Raw genomic sequence first — 18,627 nt, 5'->3', positions numbered from 1 at the left:
CGTGACGACGGAAGAGAAGACGCACATGACGACGACCCCCGATGCGGCCAAGCACCTCAACGCCCAGGGTGTGCGCGTACACCTGGCCGAGCTGACCCGTACCTTCGGCTCCGTGCGCGCCCTCGACGGGCTCGACCTGGAGCTGTCGCCCGGCGAGCTGGTGGCCCTGCTCGGCCCTTCGGGCTGCGGCAAGACCACCGCCCTGCGCGTGCTCGCCGGACTGGAGCAGGTGGACTCCGGCCGGGTCCTGGTGGACGGCACCGACATCACGCACCGTCCCGCCAACAAGCGCGACATGGGTATGGTCTTCCAGGCGTACAGCCTGTTCCCCAACATGACCGCGCTGGACAATGTGGCCTTCGGGCTGCGGCTGCGCGGCAGGGCCACCGCGCAGCGGCGGACCCGGGCTGGAGAACTGCTGGAACTGGTGGGGTTGGGGTCGCACACCGCGCACTATCCGCACCAGCTCTCCGGCGGCCAGCAGCAGCGGGTGGCGATCGCCCGGGCCCTGGCCATCGAACCGCAGGTGTTGCTGCTGGACGAACCGTTGTCGGCGCTGGACGCCAAGGTCCGCGCCCAGTTGCGCGACGAGATCCGGCGCATCCAACTGGAGGTCGGCATCACCACCCTCTTCGTCACACACGACCAGGAGGAGGCGCTGGCCATGGCCGACCGGGTCGGTGTGATGCGTGCGGGGCGCCTGGAGCAGATAGCCGACCCCGCCACCATCTACGCCCGCCCCTCCAGCGAGTTCGTCGCCGACTTCGTGGGGCTCACCAACAAGGTCCCCGGCCATGCCGTCGACGGCCACGCCGAGGTGCTGGGGGCCAGGGTTCCGTTGTTGGAGGGGTCGGCGCAGGGGGACGTCACCGTTTTGCTGCGCCCTGAGGCACTTGAGGTGACCCCGGACGAGGCCGGTGCCGCCCGGGTGGTGGCCGCCAGCTTCCTGGGGTCGTTGGCCCGGGTCCAGGTGCGACTCGCCGACGACCAGGTGGTGATCGCACAGGTCGCCAGCTCCAGCATCGGTGACCTCACCCCGGGCACGGCCGTCACGGTGACCCCGCGCCCCCATCCGGTGCTCGCCGCCGGCGCCTGAGGGGCGGTCCGGGGCCGTGCGGCGAGCAGAAGACGCCCGACGAACGGCCCCGGACCAGGCGGTGTTCTTGGTGGAGAGCGGGGCCTGATCCCTGCGTGCGAAGAGACCCGCCGAGTGCACCGAACACGCCCTTGTGCGTGCGACCGCAGCGCAAGCCCTGCCTCCGCGAGGTCCGGATCGCGCGCCGTTGCCCCGGTGAGCCGAGGAAACTCTTTTTGCTCGGCCACGGGCAACGTGTCCTATGCGTCGCGGCGTGCCTGGACGGCGAACGCCGCGCCCAGGGCCACCGCCGGCCATGCCGCGGCCAGCAGCGCTGCCGCCCAGGGCGCCAGGTACAACGGGGACCCCTCTGGCAGGCCGCCGACCAGGCTGTCGACCGCGGTGGTGGGCAGATAGCGCAGCACGTTCTCCTGGGCCCACTGCGGCAGCAGGGCGCCGAAGACCATCGGTGCCCACATCAGGGCCAGGGCAGTGGTGATCGCGCCGGCCGTGCTGCGCAGCAGCACGCCCAGCGCCAGCAGCACGCTGAACCCGGTACCGGTCAGCAGTGTCAGTGCGAGAAGGACGAAGGTCGAGCGCAGCGACCACAGTTTGGCTCACTCGGGGCGAACCGCCGCGACCGCTCGCGGCGGGGCCGTAGGAGACGGGGTGCTGGGAACGGGAACGGTTGTGGTCATGACTGGCCTGCTCCTTCGGGATCGCGGGCGGTGGCCAGGGCGTCGCCGTAGCGCTTGGTGAGTCCGCTTGCTTCGATCATCAGAATCCTCTCGTCCCGTTCGCTTAAAAAAGTGATATCACAATGCTAGGCTTAAGGCATCACTTCGCGAACGGAAGGAATTTTCAGGTGCACACCAAAGAAGGCACTGTCACCGGGGTCGAGATGCCCACCCCCCAGGTCAGAGAGAAGCTCGCCGACGGCCGCGCCGGGCTCCCCGTCTTCGGCCTCGCCCTGCTCCTGTTCCTGGCCGGTCTCGGAGTGGGGGCCTGGGGAATCTTCGGCCTCCAGGGCGTGCTGCCGACCGTGCTCACGGTCGTGGGCGGTTCACTGCTCGTCATCATCGGCCTCGTGGTCTGTGCCGGTCTGACGGTCGTCGCCCCCAACGAGGCCCGTGTGCTGCAGTTCCTGGGCCGCTACACCGGCACCATCCGTACCGACGGTCTGCGCTGGGTCAACCCGCTGACCACGCGGCACCCCATCTCCACCCGCATCCGCAACCACGAGACCACCGTCATGAAGGTCAACGACTCCGGCGGTAGCCCCATCGAGATCGCCGCCGTCGTGGTCTGGCAGGTCAAGGACACCGCGAGGGCCATGTTCGAGGTGGACGACTTCGTCAGGTTCGTCAGCATCCAGACCGAGGCGGCCGTGCGCCACATCGCCAACAACTACCCCTACGACACCCACGAAGAGGCAGCCCGGTTGTCCCTGCGCGACAACGCCGACGAGATCACCGAGAAGCTGTCGGAGGAGATCGCCGAGCGCGTCGATTCGGCCGGCGTCAAGATCATCGAGTCGCGCTTCACCCACCTGGCCTACGCCCCCGAGATCGCCCAGTCCATGCTCCAGCGCCAGCAGGCCGGTGCCATCGTGGCCGCTCGCAAGTACATCGTCGAAGGCGCGGTGGGCATGGTGGATTTGGCGCTCCAGCGCCTCGCGGAAGAGGATGTGGTGGAACTGGACGAGGAGCGGAAGGCGGCGATGGTGAGCAACCTGTTGGTCGTGTTGTGCGCGGACCGTGCCACCCAGCCGGTCGTGAACACCGGGTCGCTCTACTCGTGACGGTGATCGTGGCGTGAGTGAACGCAAGAAGATCCTGCTCCGGCTGGACCCGGCGGTGCACGACGCGCTGACCCGCTGGGCCGGTGACGAACTGCGCAGTACCAACGCGCAGATCGAGTTCTTGCTGCGCAGGGCGCTGGACGGGGCCGGACGGATGCCCAAGAAGACCGGCGAGATCCCGCGTCGGGGGCGGCCGCGCAAGCCTTCCGCCGACGACGGGTGACCGTCTGCCGATCGTGTCGAGGGGGCGCTCCCCGCCGTTCCAACGGCCCGGAGCGACCCCTCGACTGTGCGTCGGGCGAGGTGGCTGCCGGCCGCGGGCCCAACCGGCCTCGTCGCGCAGACGCTTCTTCAGTCGTTTGCCCGTGGCGTTGCTCGGCCGATCCTCGGCACTGACCCGCACGTGACCGGGGACCTTGAACGCGACCAGCCGGCCGACCAGAAAGGCGCGCAGCGTCTTCGCGTCCAGTTCCGATCCAGCGACCGTGCGCACCACCGCGCCCACCTCCGCGTGGGGGACGCCCAGCAACCATGAACGACTTCGCGGCGCCGCCCGTCCCTGGCCGGCCCAGGCCATCCATGGCCGCGGCCCCCTCGGTTCCCGAACGCCGCGCCCCGGCTTCTGCTCAGGACGCCGCCCGCAGTCTCCGCAAGGGTTCGGCGAGCTCGGCGGTGAAGAAGTCGAAGAACCCGTCCGGATCGGGGCCGGCGTTGACCAGCGCCAGGTTGTCGAACCCCGCGTCGGCGAACTGGCGTGCCACCGCCAGATGACTCGCCGGATCGGGTCCGTAGCCGAAGGTCGCGCGCATGTCCTCTTCGCGGATGTGGGCGGTGGCGGCCTCGAAGTTGACCGGGTTGGGAAGCTCGGACTGCACCTTCCAGCCGGTCAGCCCGAAGCGGAATTTCTCGTGTGCCGACTGGAGCGCACTCGCCTCGTCGGGCGCCCAGGACAGCGGGACCTCGCCGTAGGCCGCTCCGGAGCCTCCGGCATCGGAGTAGGCACCGACCAGTTCGGGTTTGGGTTCGGTGGTGAAGATCCCGTCGCCGAACTCGGCGGCGATCCGCGCCGATGCGGGGCCGCTGATCGCCACGATGATGGGTGGTGCCGTCTCGGGAAGGTCGAACACACGGGCGTCCTCCAGAGAGAGGTGCTCGCCCTCGAAGGAGTGGTAGCCCCCCGACCACAGCAGCCGGATGATTTCCAGTGACTCCCGCAGCATCGCGTGGCGGTGGTGGACGGCCGGCCATCCCCGGCCCACCACGTGCTCGTTCAGCCGTTCCCCCGCTCCCACGCCCAACACGAATCGGCCGCCGCTGAGCAGCGCGGTCGTGGCCGCCGCCTGCGCCACCACCGCGGGGTGGTACCGGATGAAGGGGCACGTCACCCCGGTGGCCAGCTCGATGCCTTCGGTGCGGGTGGCAGCGGCCGCCAGGATCGACCAGGCGTAGCCGGAGTGCCCATGGCTGTAGAGCCAGGGGTGGAAGTGGTCGCTGATCTCGACGAAGTCGAATCCGGCCACTTCGGCCCGGATGGTCTGGCGCACCATTTCCTGTGGCGAGTACGCCTCGGCGAAGAGCTTGTACCCGATTCTCATGTGCGTCGTTCCCCTCGTCCGGTGTACGGATCAAGGGGCCGCTGCCCAGACCGGAGGGGGCATGCACATCGCTCTGCTCCGGTGAGGCGTCCGTCCGGTCGAACCGTGGCGTCATCGCGCCGCCGGTCGGGGTGCATGCGCCCCTGAGAAACAGATTCCGGGGTTCGTGGGCCGTTGGGCCGGGTCGGGGTAGGCCCGAGCCCCACCCAGCGGCCCACGGGGATCTGACCGCTCTTGTCGGCTACTCCGAGGGCTGGGGCAACTCGGGGCAGTCGATGCTGGGGTTGAGGCCGACGTAGTTCAAGGGACCGGCCAGCACGGTCACCAGGGTGCTGCCGATCGTGGCGCAGTTCTGCTCGGATTCGTTGAAGTACCCGCGCTGCACCGCCGCGAGCACCCCGATGAGCAGCCAGACGACGATGATTACCGGAAGTACCGTTCTGCTGCGCACTGCTGCCTCCAGGGGGCAACGGCCGTACGGACGGCCTGTTCATGGTCGCGGTAGCACTACCCCGACCAGGGCAGGAGATTCCACTGAAACGTCCGCGTTCATCCGCTTCGCTCCGTGAACAGGGATCCGTGTCGCGTTCCGGGCTGCCGCCCGGTGGCCGGTGCAGGTCGCCGCGCTGAAAAGCCTTGTGCGCAGGCGATGCGGAAGGGGGGCGTTACCGAACCGGAATGCAAAAACCCCGCGGATGTGCGTAGGCCGCCGACACGCCGGGTAGCGGGCTGCCGCCGTACCAATCACACGACCCCCGAATCACCGATCCCCTCGGAGGACTCCATGTTCGCCATTGCAGCCGCAGTTCTCTTCGGTCTCGCCCTGCTGTTCGAGATCGCCATCGGTTCCGTCGCCGAGATCATCACCCCCACCAGCCTGGCGCTTGCCGGGCTGCTCTGCGTCGCGCTGCACCTCTCCGGAATCGCCACTGCGCTGCCGCGCGGTCGGCGCCGCTGAGGTGGCCCGGTCCGATCAGTGATCAACGCCCAGCCCCGGTCTCCGGGCCGGGGACGGGCGTGTCCTTGATCTCCACGACTCCGGAAGTCTTTTGCGCGACGCCCGTGGCGTTGCCCGGTCGCCCCGGCGGTATGGTCCCGCCTTCGTTCTTCGCGGTGTCGGACGAGTGGAAAAGGGTACCGTTGCCAGAGATTTCATCATTATTGGCCGTGTTGCCGGCTCGGTGATCATGAAATCGTCGGTTGGGGGCCGGTTCCTTTTCCAGCTGTTGTGCTGGGAACCGAGCGGAGGGCGACAGACAACCCGGGGTGGAGAACGTGGACTGGAGCGACCTCGATGACGAGGAGATGTTGGCAGCCGCGTACGCACTCATCGACGAAGAGAAGCCGGGCTCCGGCCTGCTCGCACTGCTCGATGCCTTGGCGAGTCCCCAGGACAGCCCGAAAAACGGTCCGCCCGGGCACTGAGCCCGAGGCGGCGGCCTCCCGTCTCCGCTCGGGCAGCCGCCGGGCGGCGCGATCAGTCGCCGGCGTCCTGGTCGGGCAGGCAGGCCGGCTTCCGGCGCGGTTGACTCGTGATGATGGCCAGGGCATGGCGTACCGGCCTGGCCGTCTCGGGGGGCAGCGCGCCGAACGCGGTGGCCGTCAGGGCCGACGCGATCTCCCTGACCTTGGTGTTGGTGCGTTGGGACGCGGTGGACAGGATCGTCCACGCACGCTCTGAATCGCAGGAGCGCACCGCCATGATCACGCCTATCGCCTGGTCGATGACCGCACGCGACTCCAGCGCGTGCGTGAGATTACGTACCTTCTCCTCCAGTTCCTGGTTGCGGTGGACGAGTGCTTCGGGGAGCACGTACTGCGGTTTCGAGTCAACGGTCATGGAGTCCTCCACAAGCCCGGAGGGAGCATCCGACTGGTCGCAGATGCGGCATCCCTCGCGGCATGGCGGGTTCCGGGGGTGTCGTGAATCTGAATGCCCTCTTTACGTTCGGCCACACGTTGCGGCCCGAACGTGTGTTCCCGGGCACCGTGATGAGCTGGCAGATCACCGGACCTCGGTTTCTCGCTGACGGCTCGTGTCCCGCAGCGGCCGGTTTGCGACATGCCTAAAACCATGGCGCGCACCACACCGGATTGTGAAAGGGGAGAGGGCCCATGCCCTGAACGGGCATGGGCCCCGGCGGCGAGCTGTTTTTTCAACCCGGCCCAGCCCGGCGGGCGCGATGCGCGCGCTCGGACGCTCCACGATTCGCCGCCTACCCAGCGTCGCCACGCATACTCGCGTCTGCTCAGCCGAGATGACCAGGGCACATGAAACCGGGGAAAAAGTCCTCCGGAATCCTTTTCTGGCGATGGGTGACACGAGGGACACGCCGTCGGGACTTACAATCGGCAGGTCGCCATGGCCGTCGCCCCGATGAGCCCCACCGCGCCCAAAAACAGGTGCCTCGGTGTCGCAACGGGATCGGACGCAGGAGCGCGACACGCCGTCAACGAGGGTCCCGTGCGCATCTGCCCCGGGACGAGGAGACCGGAGCATGACCCAGAACACGACCGACGACACGACCGGATTTGCTGACCTTGGATTGGGGCCGGAGCTGCTGCGTGCGCTTTCGGGTCTCGGTTACGAGGAGCCCACGCCCATTCAGCGGGAGGCGATCCCCTCACTGCTGGAGGGTCGTGACCTGCTCGGACAGGCCGCAACGGGGACGGGGAAGACGGCCGCGTTCGCTCTTCCGGTCCTCCAGAGGATGCCCGCGGGAGGGAAGGGCAAGGAGCCCACGGCCCTGGTGCTCGTCCCCACCCGAGAGCTGGCCGTCCAGGTCTCGGAGGCATTGCACCGCTATGGACGCGACCTCGGTGCACGCGTCCTCCCCATCTACGGGGGGCAGCCCATCGGACGCCAGTTGCGGGCCCTGGAACGCGGTGTCGACGTCGTCGTCGCCACGCCCGGCCGCGCACTCGACCACATCGGTCGTGGAACGCTGCCCATGGACGCGCTCCAGATGGTCATCCTCGACGAGGCCGACGAGATGCTGGACATGGGATTCGCCGAGGACATCGAGTCGATCCTCCAGGAGACCCCCGAAGACCGCCAGACGGTGCTCTTCTCGGCGACGATGCCCGCGCGCATCAACGTGATCGCCCGTCGCCATCTGCAGGACCCGGTCCGCATCCAGATCGCGCGCGACACCCCCGCACCGGGGGAGGAGCCGCTGGTGCGCCAGAGCGCCTACGTGGTTCCGCGGGCCCACAAGCCGGCGGCGCTGGGACGCGTGCTGGACGTGGAAGCCCCCACCGCCGCACTGGTCTTCTGTCGCACCCGCGAGGAGGTCGACCAGCTGACCGAGACCCTCAACGCCCGCGGCTACCGGGCCGAGGCCCTGCACGGCGGGATGAACCAGGAGCAGCGCGACCGCGTGATGGGGCGGATGCGCAATGGGACGGCCGACCTGCTCATCGCCACCGATGTCGCCGCGCGCGGTCTCGACATCGAGCACCTCACCCACGTGGTGAACTACAACGTGCCCTCGGCGACCGAGTCCTACGTGCACCGGATCGGCCGCGTGGGTCGCGCCGGGCGCGAGGGTGTGGCCATCACTCTCGTCGAGCCGCGCGAGCACCGCATGCTCAAGACCATCGGGCGTGCGACCAAGCGTCAGATCACGGTCGAGAAGATGCCCAGCATCGCCGACCTGCGGGCTCGGCGGCTCGAACTGACCCGGGCCGCGCTCCAGGAAAGCCTCCTGGAGGACAACCTGGACCGGTTCCGCGGCGTGGTCGAGACGCTCGCCGAGGAGTTCGACGTCATGGAGATCGCGCTCGCCGCGGTGAAACTGGCGCACGAGTCCAGTGGCGCGGCCGCCGACGAGGAGGAGATCCCCGAGATCACCATGCGTCCGGAGCGTGACCGTGACGGGCGTGGGGACCGGCGCGAGACATCCGGACGCGGACCGCGGCGGGGGCGCGCGCCTTCGGGCGGGATGACGCGTCTGTTCGTCGGGATCGGCCGCAGTTCCAGGGTTCGGCCCCAGGACCTGGTCGGAGCCATCGCCGGGGAGTCGGGGCTCAGCGGCCGCGACATCGGTGCGATCGAGATCGCCGACCGGTTCTCCCTGGTGGAGGTCCCCGAGGCGTCCGCCGAGGACGTCATCGAGGCCCTGCGCGGCAGCACCGTCAAGGGGAAGAAGACGGTCGTGCGCCGCGAGCGCTACGAAGCGCGCTGACCTTTGCCCGAACCGCCCCTCGATTTCGGTCGGGGGGCGGTTTCTGCTTTCCCGAGCGGTTTAACCGGAGCTGTGCGGTCAGTCTCCCGGAGAGGGGCCCGTCGAGCGCCTCCGGGGTGGGGCCGGTCATCGCGCCGTACTCCGGCAGTCGCGCGAGCACGAGGTTCTTCGATCGTGTCGGCAAGAAAAGAACGAGGAGACCATTTCCGTGACTGAGACGACCCAGGCCCCGGTACTGCGCTCGCTGCTCTCACCGGCCCGTTACGTGCAGGGCCGCGGGGCATTGGGCGAGTTGGGGCGCTACGTCGCCCAGATCGGATCCACACCGCTGATCCTCACCGACGACGTGGTGCGGAAGTTGACCGAGTCGACCGTCACCGAGTCGTTCGAACGGGCCGGCCTGCCGGTGGTGTTCGAGATCTTCGGCGGAGTGCCCACCGCCGCGGAGGCGGAGCGGATCGCGGAACTGATCCGCGGACAGGGCGCCGATGTGGTCATCGGGCTGGGCGGCGGCGCTGCCATCGACACCGCCAAGGCCGCGGGCGACAACGCCGGGGTGCGCTGGGTCAGTGTTCCCACGGCGGCCTCCACCGACGCCCCGACCTCCGCTCTCTCGGTGGTCTACACCGAGGACGGAGCGTTCGATTCCTACCGGTTCTATTCGCGCAACCCGGACCTCGTCCTCGTCGACACCGGCTTTATCGCCAAAGCTCCGGTGCGGTTCCTCATCGCGGGGGTCGGCGACGCCCTGGCGACCTGGATCGAGGCCCGCGCCGTGCAACGTTCCGCTGCCACCACGATGGCGGGCGGCAGCGCGACGCATGCGGGCACGGCACTGGCCCGGCTCTCCTGGGACATCCTCTGGGAGCACGCCCTGCCGGCGATCGACGCGGTGCGCAACGACCTGGTGACGCCCTCGGTCGAGGCGGTCGTCGAAGCCAACACGCTGCTGTCGGGGCTCGGATTCGAGTCGGGCGGTCTGGCCGCCGCACACGCGGTCCACGACGGGCTGACCGCGGTCGCCCAGACGCACGGCCTCGCCCACGGCGAAAAGGTCAACATCGGTTCGATCTGCCAACTGATCCTGGAGGGCGCCGACACCAGCGAGATCAGGGAGTTCGTCGCGTTCACCATGCGGGTCGGGCTGCCGACCAGCCTGACCGAGGTGGGGCTGGGCGACGCCGACGACGACACGCTGCGCGAGGTCGTGCGTGCCGCGATCGTGCCTGAGGAGACGATCCACAATCTCGCGTTCCCCGTTTCCGAGGACGCGTTGCTGGACGCCCTCAAGGCGGTCGAGGTCCTGGGCCGTTCGGTCCGCTCCGAGGCGGGGCTGCCCGCTCCGGAGGCACCGAACAGGCACTGAACGGCGGTCGGGTGAGGCGGGAGCCGGGTTGCTGCGCGGCGTTTCGTTCACTGCGGCCTCCTATGGGTAGCGGGGGGCCATGACTCGACACGACGACCCGCCCATCACCCCCGACCCTCCGCTTCCCCCGGGCTTTCCCGAGGTCCCCGAAATCGACTTCTCCAAGCCGGCAGAGGAGACCGAGGAGCCGGAGCAGAAGTCCCGTCCCGGCCAGGACGAGCGCCCCGACACCGAAGCCGACACCGAGCCTCCCGACTAGCGGTGGACGGCGCGCACCGCCGCCGGAGCGAATCGGCCTGGGGCTGACCGGCCCGGTCCCGCCGACCCATTGGATCGGCGGGACCGGGTATCGGCGCACCGCCGTGCAGGGCGGGACCGTTCTCGGCCCGTACCGTACGAAGAGGCGGCGAGTACGGGCCGCGGTCGGGCATGGCCTTCGTCGCACCGACCGATGGTCCGCTTCCAGGAGTCCGATCCGGTGGGGCTAGCCCGATCGGGTCCCGTCCCACAGCGCGCCTTCCACGGATTCCGCGGTCCGCAGCAGGGACAACCCATCGGCGAACGTCGGCAGATCCGGGTCGTCGCGTCCACTGCGCAGACTCTCGGCGACGGCTGTCAGCAGCCCGCCCAAGGGCGGCACGCCACTGCCGGCGGTCGTTCGGGAGGCCCCCGCGGGGAAGAGCTCCGTGGGCTCTGCCGTATCGTGTCGCGCACCCCGCAGCGTCACCGGAAAATGCCCGGTGTGCCCGGCCGCGCTGGCGTGCAGCATTCCCTCGTCGCCGTAGGCCTCAAGACTCCAGCCACTGCCGTGCCAGGCCACCCACGAGGTGTGCAGCGAGAACACGCCCCCTTGCGGCAACCGTCCGGTCACCGCCGCGGAGTCGACGCTGTCGGCACGCAGCCGGCCCTCGGGCATCGGCCAGGAAGTCCGCGACGTGACCGCGTGCCCGCTCACTGTTTCCGTCGTCCCGAAGACCCAATTGATCAAGTCGAGGGTGTGCAGGCCGTGAACGCGCAACGATCCCGCTCCGGTTGCTGAGTCGGCACACCACAGAGAACCTGGTGCCGCCGCGGGGCGGGTGAAAGTGGGATAGAAGGCGGTGGCGCGGACGTTGGCCACCCGACCGATCCAGCCCTGTGCCACCAGGCGGCGCAAGGTGCGCAGCCCCGGGGAGAACCGCGACTGCATGTTCACGAAGGCGCGGACCCCGGCGTCGTGGACCGCCGCCGACATCTCTTCGGCTTCCCGGGAGTGCACGGCCAGGGGAGCCTCGCACAGAACGTGCCGTCCGGCCGCCGCGGCGGCACGCACCATCGGCGCGTGCAGGCTGGGCCTGGTCACCACGTCGACCAGTTCCACACGGTCGTCCGCGCATAGTTCCCGGTAGTCGCCGTAGGCCCGTTCGATCCCGAACCGGGCAGCCGCGGCTTCGGCGGAGGAGGCGTGGCTGGTCGCCAGGGCGACCACCTCGAACTCGGGCAGTGCGGTGTAAGCGGGCAGGTGCGCGACGGAGCCGTAACCGGCGCCGATCACCCCGACCCGGATCGGTTCACGTACGGACACGGCGAGCTCCTCGGCTGGATTCTCAGAACTGTTTTGCGACCTCGGTGGCGAACAACTCCATGGCGGCCAGGACCTTCGCCTGCCCGGGGCCGGTGGGATGACGAAAGATCAGGAGAAAGTCCTGCACGCCCGCGGTGTCCTGGAAGCCCCTGATGGACTCGGCGCACTCGTCGGGGGTTCCGAAGATGATCCGGTCGCGCACCGCGTCGTCGATGGTGATGTCGGAGGCCGAACGCACCCCGGGCATGTCGCCGATGGCCCCGTACTCCCAGAGCGTGCGCACCATTGCCAGGGCCGTGTCGCCGAAGTCGCGCATTCCTTCCTCGCGGCTGCGCGCGGGCCAGCAGAACCGCACCGCGCTGACGTGGCCCTCCTTGTCGTTTAGAGCGGCCTCGTCGCGATAGGCCGAGGCCATCTGCGCCATGGTGTCCACCGACATCAGGGCGTTGCTGATCCAGCCGTCGCCCAGGCGCGCGGCGCGACGCAGCCCACCAGGGGTCCACGCCCCCAGGTGGAGGGGCGCGTGGGCCTGAAGGGGCTTGGGAATGACCGACACGTCGTCGAACGTGTAGTGCTCGCCGGAGAAGGAGAAACGCTCGTTCGTCCACGCCGACCGGACGATCCGCGCCGTCTCGTCCAGGCGTCCCGCGCGCTCGGTGAAGGGGACCCCCACGGTGGTGAAGTCCTCCTCCAGATAGCCCGCGCCCAGGCCGAGGAACAGTCGTCCGCCGGAAATCTGGTCGAGCATCGCGGCGTCCTGGGCGAGTTCCACCGGGTTGTACAGCGGGCCCAGCGCCACGCTGGTCCCCACTCGCACCCGCTCTGTGCGCGCTGCGATCGCGTACGCCATGGGGAGGGCGGAACCGAAGTACTCGGTGGAGTGCTTGTGCTCGGTGGTCAGAGCGGCGTCGAAGCCGAGTCGGTCGGCCGCCGTGGCCTGCTCCAGTACCTCCTGTCCCACGCGGTAGGGGTCACCGGAAACGACACCCTGCGTGAATACGACTCCGAATCCCATGCTGCTCCCTTTTCGATTTTTCTGCGACAACTTCGCCCCGGGGCGAGCGCAGAGGCAAACGTATACCCAGAGCAGAGGGGGGAAACAACAATCGTTCGTCACAGCTGCGTTTCAAACACCGGAAAATGGCTGTACTAGGATGGCGGACAAGCGTGCCGGCCCATCTCGACAACGCTCCTCTTCCCATCCGGGCCCGCGGTCACGGCAGGGCGCGCAGCGCACGCCCGAGCGCAGGCATGCCCTATCCACACGTAGATTTCAGGAGGCGCAGCATCAGCGCATCGATACCACCGGGGTGGAAGTTCACCGGAGGGGAAGCGCCGTTCTGGCATCCGCCAGAAGTTGATCTGCGAAAGCCCAGTCCAGCGCGCATGTATGACTACTACCTGGGGGGAAAGGACAATTTTCGGGTCGATCGCGAGGCTGCCCGGGAAATTCTCCGGGACGTTCCCGAATTGTTCCAGACGGCCCGGGAGAATCGCTCTTTTCTGCGTCGCGCAGTGCGTGATCTGGCAAAATCGGGAATCGACCAGTTCGTCGATATCGGTGCCGGTCTCCCCACCCAGGGCAATGTCCACGAGGTCGCGGAACGCTACGTCCCCTGCTCCCGCGTGGTCTACGTCGACAACGACCCCACCGTCCTCTCGCACGCCCGGGCACTCCTGGCCCGCGAACGCAAGACTTTGGTGATCAAGGCCGATGCCCGAAGCCCCGATCTCCTGGACCGCGTCCGCCAGCTGCGTCTGATCGACTTCACCCGTCCGGTCGCCGTCCTGCTCGTGGCGGTCCTGCACTTCATCTCCGACGACGAGGATCCGGCCGCCATCATCGGCCGCCTGCGCTCAGTGCTGGCCCCGGGCAGCCACGTCGTCATCGCGCACGGCACCCGCAGCGCCGGCGGCGTGGCCGTCGATGCGATGACCAACACCTACCGCCGTGCCACCGCGCCGGTCTACCTGCGTTATCCGGAGCAGATCGAGGACTTCTTCGCGGGGTTCACCCTCATCGATCCCGGGGCCAGTTATCTGCCCTGGTGGCGCCCCGATCCCGAGAGCGACCTCTCGGACGCCACTCGCTGGCACTTCGGTGGTGTCGCCCGCCTCGACTCCTGACCCTGGAGGACGACGGCCTTCAGGGTCAGGAGCCGAGGGCGGGGGAAACCGCAGGGGCGGACCTCAGAAGCGCCAGCGTGTCTGGCTGGACTCCGTCCCCTTGCCGAAGCCCAGAACCTTGGTGGGGGAGACCCCGTACACCAGGGCTTCCCCGCCCCCCGGGTGGTGGAAGGCGCCGTCGCGGACCTCGAAACTCCAGGCGGTCCCGTATTTGGCGACGTAGAGGCCGGCCAAGCGCTTCAGCAGGTCGTGGTCCTTTGTCCGTACCGCGTCGCCCTCGACCACGAGGTCCAGGCCAGAGGCGAGGGTGTTGTGGCCGGTGGTGAGGATGCAATGCGGATTGCGCGCCAGGTTCTGCGCTTTGCGCTCCTCTGCTCCGGTGCAGAAGTACAGCGCGTCCGCCAGCCAGACCGCCAGCAGCGGAGTGACGTGGGGGCGCCCGTCGGGGCGCACCGTGGACAGCCAGAACACCTCCGCGCTCTCCAGGAGCCCGCGCGCGTGCGCCCACTGTACGGGGGCCGCGCCCTCGCTGCTGTAACGAGCGTCGATCTCTCCGGTCGGGTTCTTGCCCGCCATGGTTTGCCTCCTCAAGGTTCCGGGGCGGAACCGTTGAGAAGTGTGACTTCCCTGCCCCGTGAAACTCATCGCGACGATCGGGTGCGAAGCGGATGTGCAGGACGTGCAAAGTGCCCAACCCCACCTCGTTGCGGGGGTCCCGCCGGGAATGGAATCCGCATGTCGAAGGTTCGAGAAGATAGTTGAAATTGGAACTAAAGCCGGAGGGCGAGAGATGCAGTTCGGGATCTTCACCGTGGGCGATGTGACGTCCGACCCGACCACCAAAACGGTGCCGACCGAAGCCGAGCGGATCAAGGCGATGGTGACGATCGCGGAGAAGGCGGAGGAGGTCGGCCTCGACGTCTTCGCCTCGGGCGAGCACCACAACCGCCCCTTCGTGCCCTCCTCGCCCACGACCATGCTGGGGTACATCGCCGCCCGCACCAGCCGCATCATCCTCTCGACCGCGACCACCCTCATCACCACGAATGACCCGGTCAAGATCGCCGAGGACTACGCGATGCTGCAGCACCTGGCCGACGGCCGGGTCGACCTGATGATGGGGCGCGGCAACACCGGGCCCGTCTACCCCTGGTTCGGCAAGGACATCCGCCAGGGCATCCCGCTGGCCGTGGAGAACTACCAACTGCTGCGCCGCCTGTGGCGCGAGGACGTCGTCGACTGGGAGGGCCGGTTCCGCACGCCCCTGGAGTCCTTCACCTCCACGCCTCGCCCCCTGGACGGTGTCCCCCCGTTCGTCTGGCACGGTTCCATCCGCAGCCCCGAGATCGCCGAACAGGCGGCCTATTACGGCGACGGATTCTTCGCGAACCACATCTTCTGGCCCACGAACCACTTCCAGCGGCTCATCGACCTCTACCGCAGGCGTTTCGAGCACTACGGGCACGGTTCCGCCGACCAGGCCATCGTCGGACTCGGCGGCCAGGTGTTCATGCGCAAGCGTTCCCAGGACGCCGTGGCGGAGTTTCGCCCCTACTTCGACAACGCCCCGGTCTACGGCAACGGTCCGTCACTGGAGGAGTTCACGGAAGGCACCCCGCTCACGGTGGGAAGCCCCCAGGAAGTCATCGACAAGACCCTGACCTTCCGCGAGAAATTCGGCGACTACCAGCGCCAGCTGTTCCTGATGGATCACGCCGGGCTGCCGCTCAAGACGGTCCTGGAACAGCTGGACCTACTGGGTGAAGAGGTCGTCCCGGTACTGCGCGCCGAGTTCGACCGGTTGCGCCCCGCGCACGTCCCCGAGGCACCGACGCACGCCGGCCTGCGCGCGGCGGCCACCGGCACGCTCGAAGAGGGCACCGACCTCGTCGAGGCCGCACGATGACCGCCCGCAGGGTCGTCGTGGTCACGGCCGGGTTGAGCACCCCTTCCTCCACCCGGCTGCTGGCCGACCGGCTCGCCGCATCGGCCGTGCGCTCCCTTCGGGAACAGGGGCACCAGGCCACCGTCGAAACGGTGGAGCTGCGCGACCACGCCCGTGACCTCGCCGACCGGATGCTCACCGGTTTTGCTTCCCCGGGGCTCGCGGAGGTCGTCGACGGTATCGCCGACGCAGACGGGGTAATCGCGGTGACCCCGATCTTCAACGCCTCCTACAGCGGACTGTTCAAGACGTTCTTCGACGCGGTGGAGCCGGACGCACTGACCGACACACCGGTCCTGATCGCAGCGACCGGAGGCACGGCCCGCCATTCGTTGGCCCTTGAGCACGCCGTGCGTCCCTTGTTCGGCTACCTGAGGTCGGTGGTGGCCCCCACCGCCGTCTTCGCCGCCGCCGAGGACTGGGGATCGGGCGGAGACGGTCGGCTCGGTGTCCGTATCGATCGGGCAGCCGACCAGTTCGCCGCCCTGGTGGGGAGCCGCAGCAGGGCCGAACCGCGCGACCCCTTCGACGACCCGGTCCCCTTCGCGACGCTGTTGTCGGGGGAGTAGGCCGGTGTCGTGGCCCTAGCCGTCGGTGTCGCCGGGGACCGCGGTAGGGGCGGCATCGGGAGGTTCCGGCGGGAGGCGCCGCGCCGGCCTGTCGTCTCCGGCCGGCTCTCCGGTGCGCCCCGGTGGATCACCGGGCCGGCTGCCCGGGGTCCCGCGCGCGGCGGCCCGTGCCATGGCGGTCGCCAGCGCTGTGAGGGCCGTCGTGCGGTCACCGCCGCAGACAGGAACCGCGGCGGTCGGCGCGGCCGGGAGCGAATCCGGTGGCTGGGGAGCGGATGTCTCGCGGTGCACCCGCCACACGAAGAACCCCCACACGGTCAGGGACAGTGCCCCGAACGCCCCGAACAGAACAGCGGTGGCCAGCAGCGAGTCCGGGACGGTTTTGCCGGCCGCCTCGTCGGGGTGCATGAGCAGCAGGTAGACGAAGACCAGGGTTGCAGGGAGATAAACGGCCGCCCAGGAGGTCCGTCGCCACGACCACAGTCGGTAGCCGTCGAGGAAGCGCATGGGGAGCAGGCCGAACACCACCGTCTGGATCCCCACCAGAAAGATTGCCAGCAGGGACTTCTCCAGGAGCAGGGCTCCGAACGAGTTGCTGCCGGCGTCGTCCACCAGGGCTGCGACCGAGTTCCACATCAGGTAGGCAAGCACGCTCGTGCCCAGTACGCACACCGCCGCCAGCAGGGTGGCACGCCCCTCGTAGGCCCTGATGCGGTTCGCGCCGGTTGCGGGGGCGTCGCCGACGGCGGCCCCGCGCTGGGACACGGCGACGAACCCCCCGACCAGGCCGTAGAAGTAGCCCGGATCGAACTGGGCCAGGTAGGAGGTCAGCGAGCAGACCGCGACCACGATCAGCGCGAAAGGGGCGACGTCGAACCGGCCCTCGACCCCCGACCAGCGGTGGTCGGCGACCTCGGCCGCGCAGGAGTACACGAGTGTCGTGACCAGGACCGCGACCACCAGGCCCAGGAAGTCCAGCAAGGGGGTGCCCTCGGGGGGCGGTTCCCAACCGAGCAGCACCGGGAATCCCGCCGAGATGAGGCAGAACGTCAGGAAAGCCGCCCCGCTGGACAGTGAGAAACGTGCCTTGCCCCGGCCCTGCCGCCCCGGCCCGCGCACGAGCCGGCCCAGGCGCTGCCACCAGGAACCGATCCGCCCGCGGTTGCCTTCCAATGACTTGTTGAAGACATCGGAAGGGAACCCGATCAGCAGCCACGCGGCTCCGCCCGCCGCAGCGGCCACGGCAACGGCGATCGCGATCGTGCGCGGATCGGTGGACAGTTCGTCGAGCCGGGGAACACCGTCGGCACCTGTCCCGGGCAGGGGAGCCGGCTCCACCGCGGCGGCGAAACCGTTGACGACCGGCACGACGACCCAGGCGGGATAAGGGGCGTCGCGGATCAGGCTCAGCAGGTGCAGGCCGGGCTCGGCGTCGTCGGGCATCGCGATCCGCACATCTCCCGGCGACCCCGTGATCTCGACGGGTTCCCCGTCGATCTCGGCACTCACCTCGTCCAGGGTCGGCGCGCTCTCCCCGGTCATCATGTTGTCCTGGGTCCACAGCCGCAGCAGGACCTGCCCGTCGGAGACCACCGGATCGAATTCCTCGGCGGAGAAGAAGACCCCGATGGGCGGAAAGTCCGTGGCCAGAACGGAATAGGAGACCTCGGCGGCAATCTCCCAGGCGCCCTCTGGGGCCAGGCACTCCACGACCGCTGTGACCTCGCCGAAAAAGTCGGTACTGCTGAAGGTGACGACCAGGTCGGTGGCACTGGCGTAGAAGACGTCGGCCGGGACCGGCACCGATGGCCGGCCGGCCGGGTCCTGCTGGGTGATGCTCAGCCGCACGCCGCGGCTGCCCGCACTGCTCGGCCCCTGAACACCCCGGGGAAGCGCGCATGCCTCGGCGTCGCGCAGCGCGATCGAGTAGGGATCGCCGGAATGGCCGAAGAACTCGTGAAAGGTCGCCCCCCGGGCGTCGGGGGGAGCCAGGGACGGTCGCAGGGAAGCCTCGACACCGCTCTGATCGTCGAGGATGCCTCCGGCGGATGTCCGCGCCCCACCCTGACCGGTGCGGGGTTCCTCGGCTCCGTGCTCCGCCGGTGCGGCCCACGCCGTCGCCCCGCCGGCGCTCAGCAGGAGGAGAACGAGGAGGGTCCCGATACCGGTCAGCAACCGGGACGCGGCATCGCGTGTCCTCGAAACAACGTGTGCCGTCCGCGGGGCACTCCATCCCGCGGACGGCGTCGATAAGCACTGCCGGACCGCACCACGGTCGGATGCGCTTTCGGATCCGTCGTCGGTGGATCGGCTGCTGTTCAGCGCATGGGCCATGGGGGCTCCCCGTCCTGCCTAATCCTCGCTCTGGTTTTATTATGCGCTGGAGGTGTCGGAGTTC

At 68.9% G+C, this 18,627-nt stretch carries 19 protein-coding genes; 11 read left to right on the top strand and 8 right to left on the bottom strand.

The window, feature by feature from the left end:
• Position 1 precedes the first annotated feature (1 nt).
• Positions 2-1,096, top strand: a complete 1,095-nt coding sequence (locus QSJ59_RS00485; RefSeq protein WP_285756635.1) for an ABC transporter ATP-binding protein — start codon at positions 2-4, stop codon at positions 1,094-1,096.
• 239 nt (positions 1,097-1,335) lie between these two features.
• Here QSJ59_RS00485 and QSJ59_RS00480 read toward each other — a convergent pair whose 3' ends face one another.
• Positions 1,336-1,620, bottom strand: a complete 285-nt coding sequence (locus QSJ59_RS00480) for a hypothetical protein (protein ID WP_349497176.1) — start codon at positions 1,618-1,620, stop codon at positions 1,336-1,338.
• Between the two features lie 356 nt (positions 1,621-1,976).
• Here QSJ59_RS00480 and QSJ59_RS00475 point away from each other — a divergent pair, with 356 nt between their 5' ends.
• Both QSJ59_RS00475 and QSJ59_RS00470 read left to right on the top strand, forming a co-directional pair.
• Positions 1,977-2,876: an SPFH domain-containing protein gene (locus QSJ59_RS00475; protein ID WP_285757823.1), complete on the top strand. Its 900-nt coding sequence runs from the start codon at positions 1,977-1,979 to the stop codon at positions 2,874-2,876.
• Between the two features lie 13 nt (positions 2,877-2,889).
• On the top strand, positions 2,890-3,099 hold the full coding sequence (locus tag QSJ59_RS00470; RefSeq protein ID WP_285756634.1) for a type II toxin-antitoxin system antitoxin: 210 nt from the start codon (positions 2,890-2,892) through the stop codon (positions 3,097-3,099).
• Between the two features lie 403 nt (positions 3,100-3,502).
• Here the strand turns inward: QSJ59_RS00470 and QSJ59_RS00465 are convergent, their stop codons facing one another.
• Together QSJ59_RS00465 and QSJ59_RS00460 are read right to left on the bottom strand one after the other, a co-directional pair.
• The gene (locus QSJ59_RS00465; RefSeq protein ID WP_285756633.1) at positions 3,503-4,471 is read right to left on the bottom strand and encodes a TIGR03557 family F420-dependent LLM class oxidoreductase; all 969 of its coding nucleotides are present in this window, start codon (positions 4,469-4,471) and stop codon (positions 3,503-3,505) included.
• A 241-nt stretch (positions 4,472-4,712) separates the two neighbouring features.
• Positions 4,713-4,922 (bottom strand): hypothetical protein, encoded by a 210-nt coding sequence (locus QSJ59_RS00460; RefSeq protein ID WP_285756632.1) that lies wholly within the window; start codon positions 4,920-4,922, stop codon positions 4,713-4,715.
• Positions 4,923-5,255: 333 nt separating this feature from the next.
• Between QSJ59_RS00460 and QSJ59_RS00455 the strand changes: the two genes are divergently transcribed.
• Both QSJ59_RS00455 and QSJ59_RS00450 read left to right on the top strand, forming a co-directional pair.
• Positions 5,256-5,429, top strand: a complete 174-nt coding sequence (locus QSJ59_RS00455) for a hypothetical protein (protein ID WP_285756631.1) — start codon at positions 5,256-5,258, stop codon at positions 5,427-5,429.
• Between the two features lie 308 nt (positions 5,430-5,737).
• Positions 5,738-5,896: a hypothetical protein gene (locus QSJ59_RS00450; protein ID WP_285756630.1), complete on the top strand. Its 159-nt coding sequence runs from the start codon at positions 5,738-5,740 to the stop codon at positions 5,894-5,896.
• A 52-nt stretch (positions 5,897-5,948) separates the two neighbouring features.
• Here the strand turns inward: QSJ59_RS00450 and QSJ59_RS00445 are convergent, their stop codons facing one another.
• The gene (locus QSJ59_RS00445) at positions 5,949-6,311 is read right to left on the bottom strand and encodes an ANTAR domain-containing protein (protein ID WP_285756629.1); all 363 of its coding nucleotides are present in this window, start codon (positions 6,309-6,311) and stop codon (positions 5,949-5,951) included.
• 658 nt (positions 6,312-6,969) lie between these two features.
• On the opposite strand from QSJ59_RS00445, the gene QSJ59_RS00440 reads away from it, so the two are divergent.
• The 3 genes from QSJ59_RS00440 (at position 6,970) to QSJ59_RS00430 (ending at position 10,283) form a co-directional block, all read left to right on the top strand.
• A complete protein-coding gene (locus tag QSJ59_RS00440) occupies positions 6,970-8,658 on the top strand; it encodes a DEAD/DEAH box helicase (RefSeq protein ID WP_285756628.1) in 1,689 nt (562 codons plus the stop codon).
• Positions 8,659-8,866: 208 nt separating this feature from the next.
• Positions 8,867-10,024, top strand: coding sequence for a glycerol dehydrogenase (locus tag QSJ59_RS00435; protein ID WP_285756627.1), 1,158 nt, complete (start codon positions 8,867-8,869; stop codon positions 10,022-10,024).
• A 79-nt stretch (positions 10,025-10,103) separates the two neighbouring features.
• A complete protein-coding gene (locus tag QSJ59_RS00430; RefSeq protein ID WP_285756626.1) occupies positions 10,104-10,283 on the top strand; it encodes a hypothetical protein in 180 nt (59 codons plus the stop codon).
• Between the two features lie 225 nt (positions 10,284-10,508).
• Here QSJ59_RS00430 and QSJ59_RS00425 read toward each other — a convergent pair whose 3' ends face one another.
• A complete protein-coding gene (locus QSJ59_RS00425) occupies positions 10,509-11,588 on the bottom strand; it encodes a Gfo/Idh/MocA family protein (protein WP_285756625.1) in 1,080 nt (359 codons plus the stop codon).
• Between the two features lie 22 nt (positions 11,589-11,610).
• Positions 11,611-12,603, bottom strand: a complete 993-nt coding sequence (locus QSJ59_RS00420) for an LLM class flavin-dependent oxidoreductase (protein WP_285756624.1) — start codon at positions 12,601-12,603, stop codon at positions 11,611-11,613.
• Between the two features lie 125 nt (positions 12,604-12,728).
• On the opposite strand from QSJ59_RS00420, the gene QSJ59_RS00415 reads away from it, so the two are divergent.
• Positions 12,729-13,715, top strand: coding sequence for an SAM-dependent methyltransferase (locus QSJ59_RS00415; protein WP_349497175.1), 987 nt, complete (start codon positions 12,729-12,731; stop codon positions 13,713-13,715).
• A gap of 63 nt (positions 13,716-13,778) precedes the next feature.
• Here the strand turns inward: QSJ59_RS00415 and QSJ59_RS00410 are convergent, their stop codons facing one another.
• Entirely contained in the window at positions 13,779-14,291 is a 513-nt protein-coding gene (locus tag QSJ59_RS00410) for a pyridoxamine 5'-phosphate oxidase family protein (RefSeq protein ID WP_285756622.1), read from the bottom strand.
• 214 nt (positions 14,292-14,505) lie between these two features.
• On the opposite strand from QSJ59_RS00410, the gene QSJ59_RS00405 reads away from it, so the two are divergent.
• Positions 14,506-15,621 (top strand): LLM class flavin-dependent oxidoreductase, encoded by a 1,116-nt coding sequence (locus QSJ59_RS00405; protein ID WP_285756621.1) that lies wholly within the window; start codon positions 14,506-14,508, stop codon positions 15,619-15,621.
• Entirely contained in the window at positions 15,618-16,229 is a 612-nt protein-coding gene (locus QSJ59_RS00400) for an FMN reductase (protein ID WP_285756620.1), read from the top strand. The genes QSJ59_RS00405 and QSJ59_RS00400 overlap by 4 nt, the downstream gene beginning before the upstream one ends.
• Positions 16,230-16,244: 15 nt before the next feature.
• On the opposite strand, the gene QSJ59_RS00395 is transcribed toward QSJ59_RS00400, so the two are convergent.
• A complete protein-coding gene (locus QSJ59_RS00395) occupies positions 16,245-18,404 on the bottom strand; it encodes an FGLLP motif-containing membrane protein (protein ID WP_285756619.1) in 2,160 nt (719 codons plus the stop codon).
• Positions 18,405-18,627 lie beyond the last annotated feature (223 nt).

Source organism: Nocardiopsis ansamitocini (genome assembly GCF_030268225.1).
Taxonomy (GTDB): Bacteria; Actinomycetota; Actinomycetes; order Streptosporangiales; family Streptosporangiaceae; genus Nocardiopsis_D; species Nocardiopsis_D ansamitocini.
The sequence above is the reverse complement of the archived record's forward strand: the minus strand, read 5'-3'. Positions and strand labels throughout refer to the sequence as shown.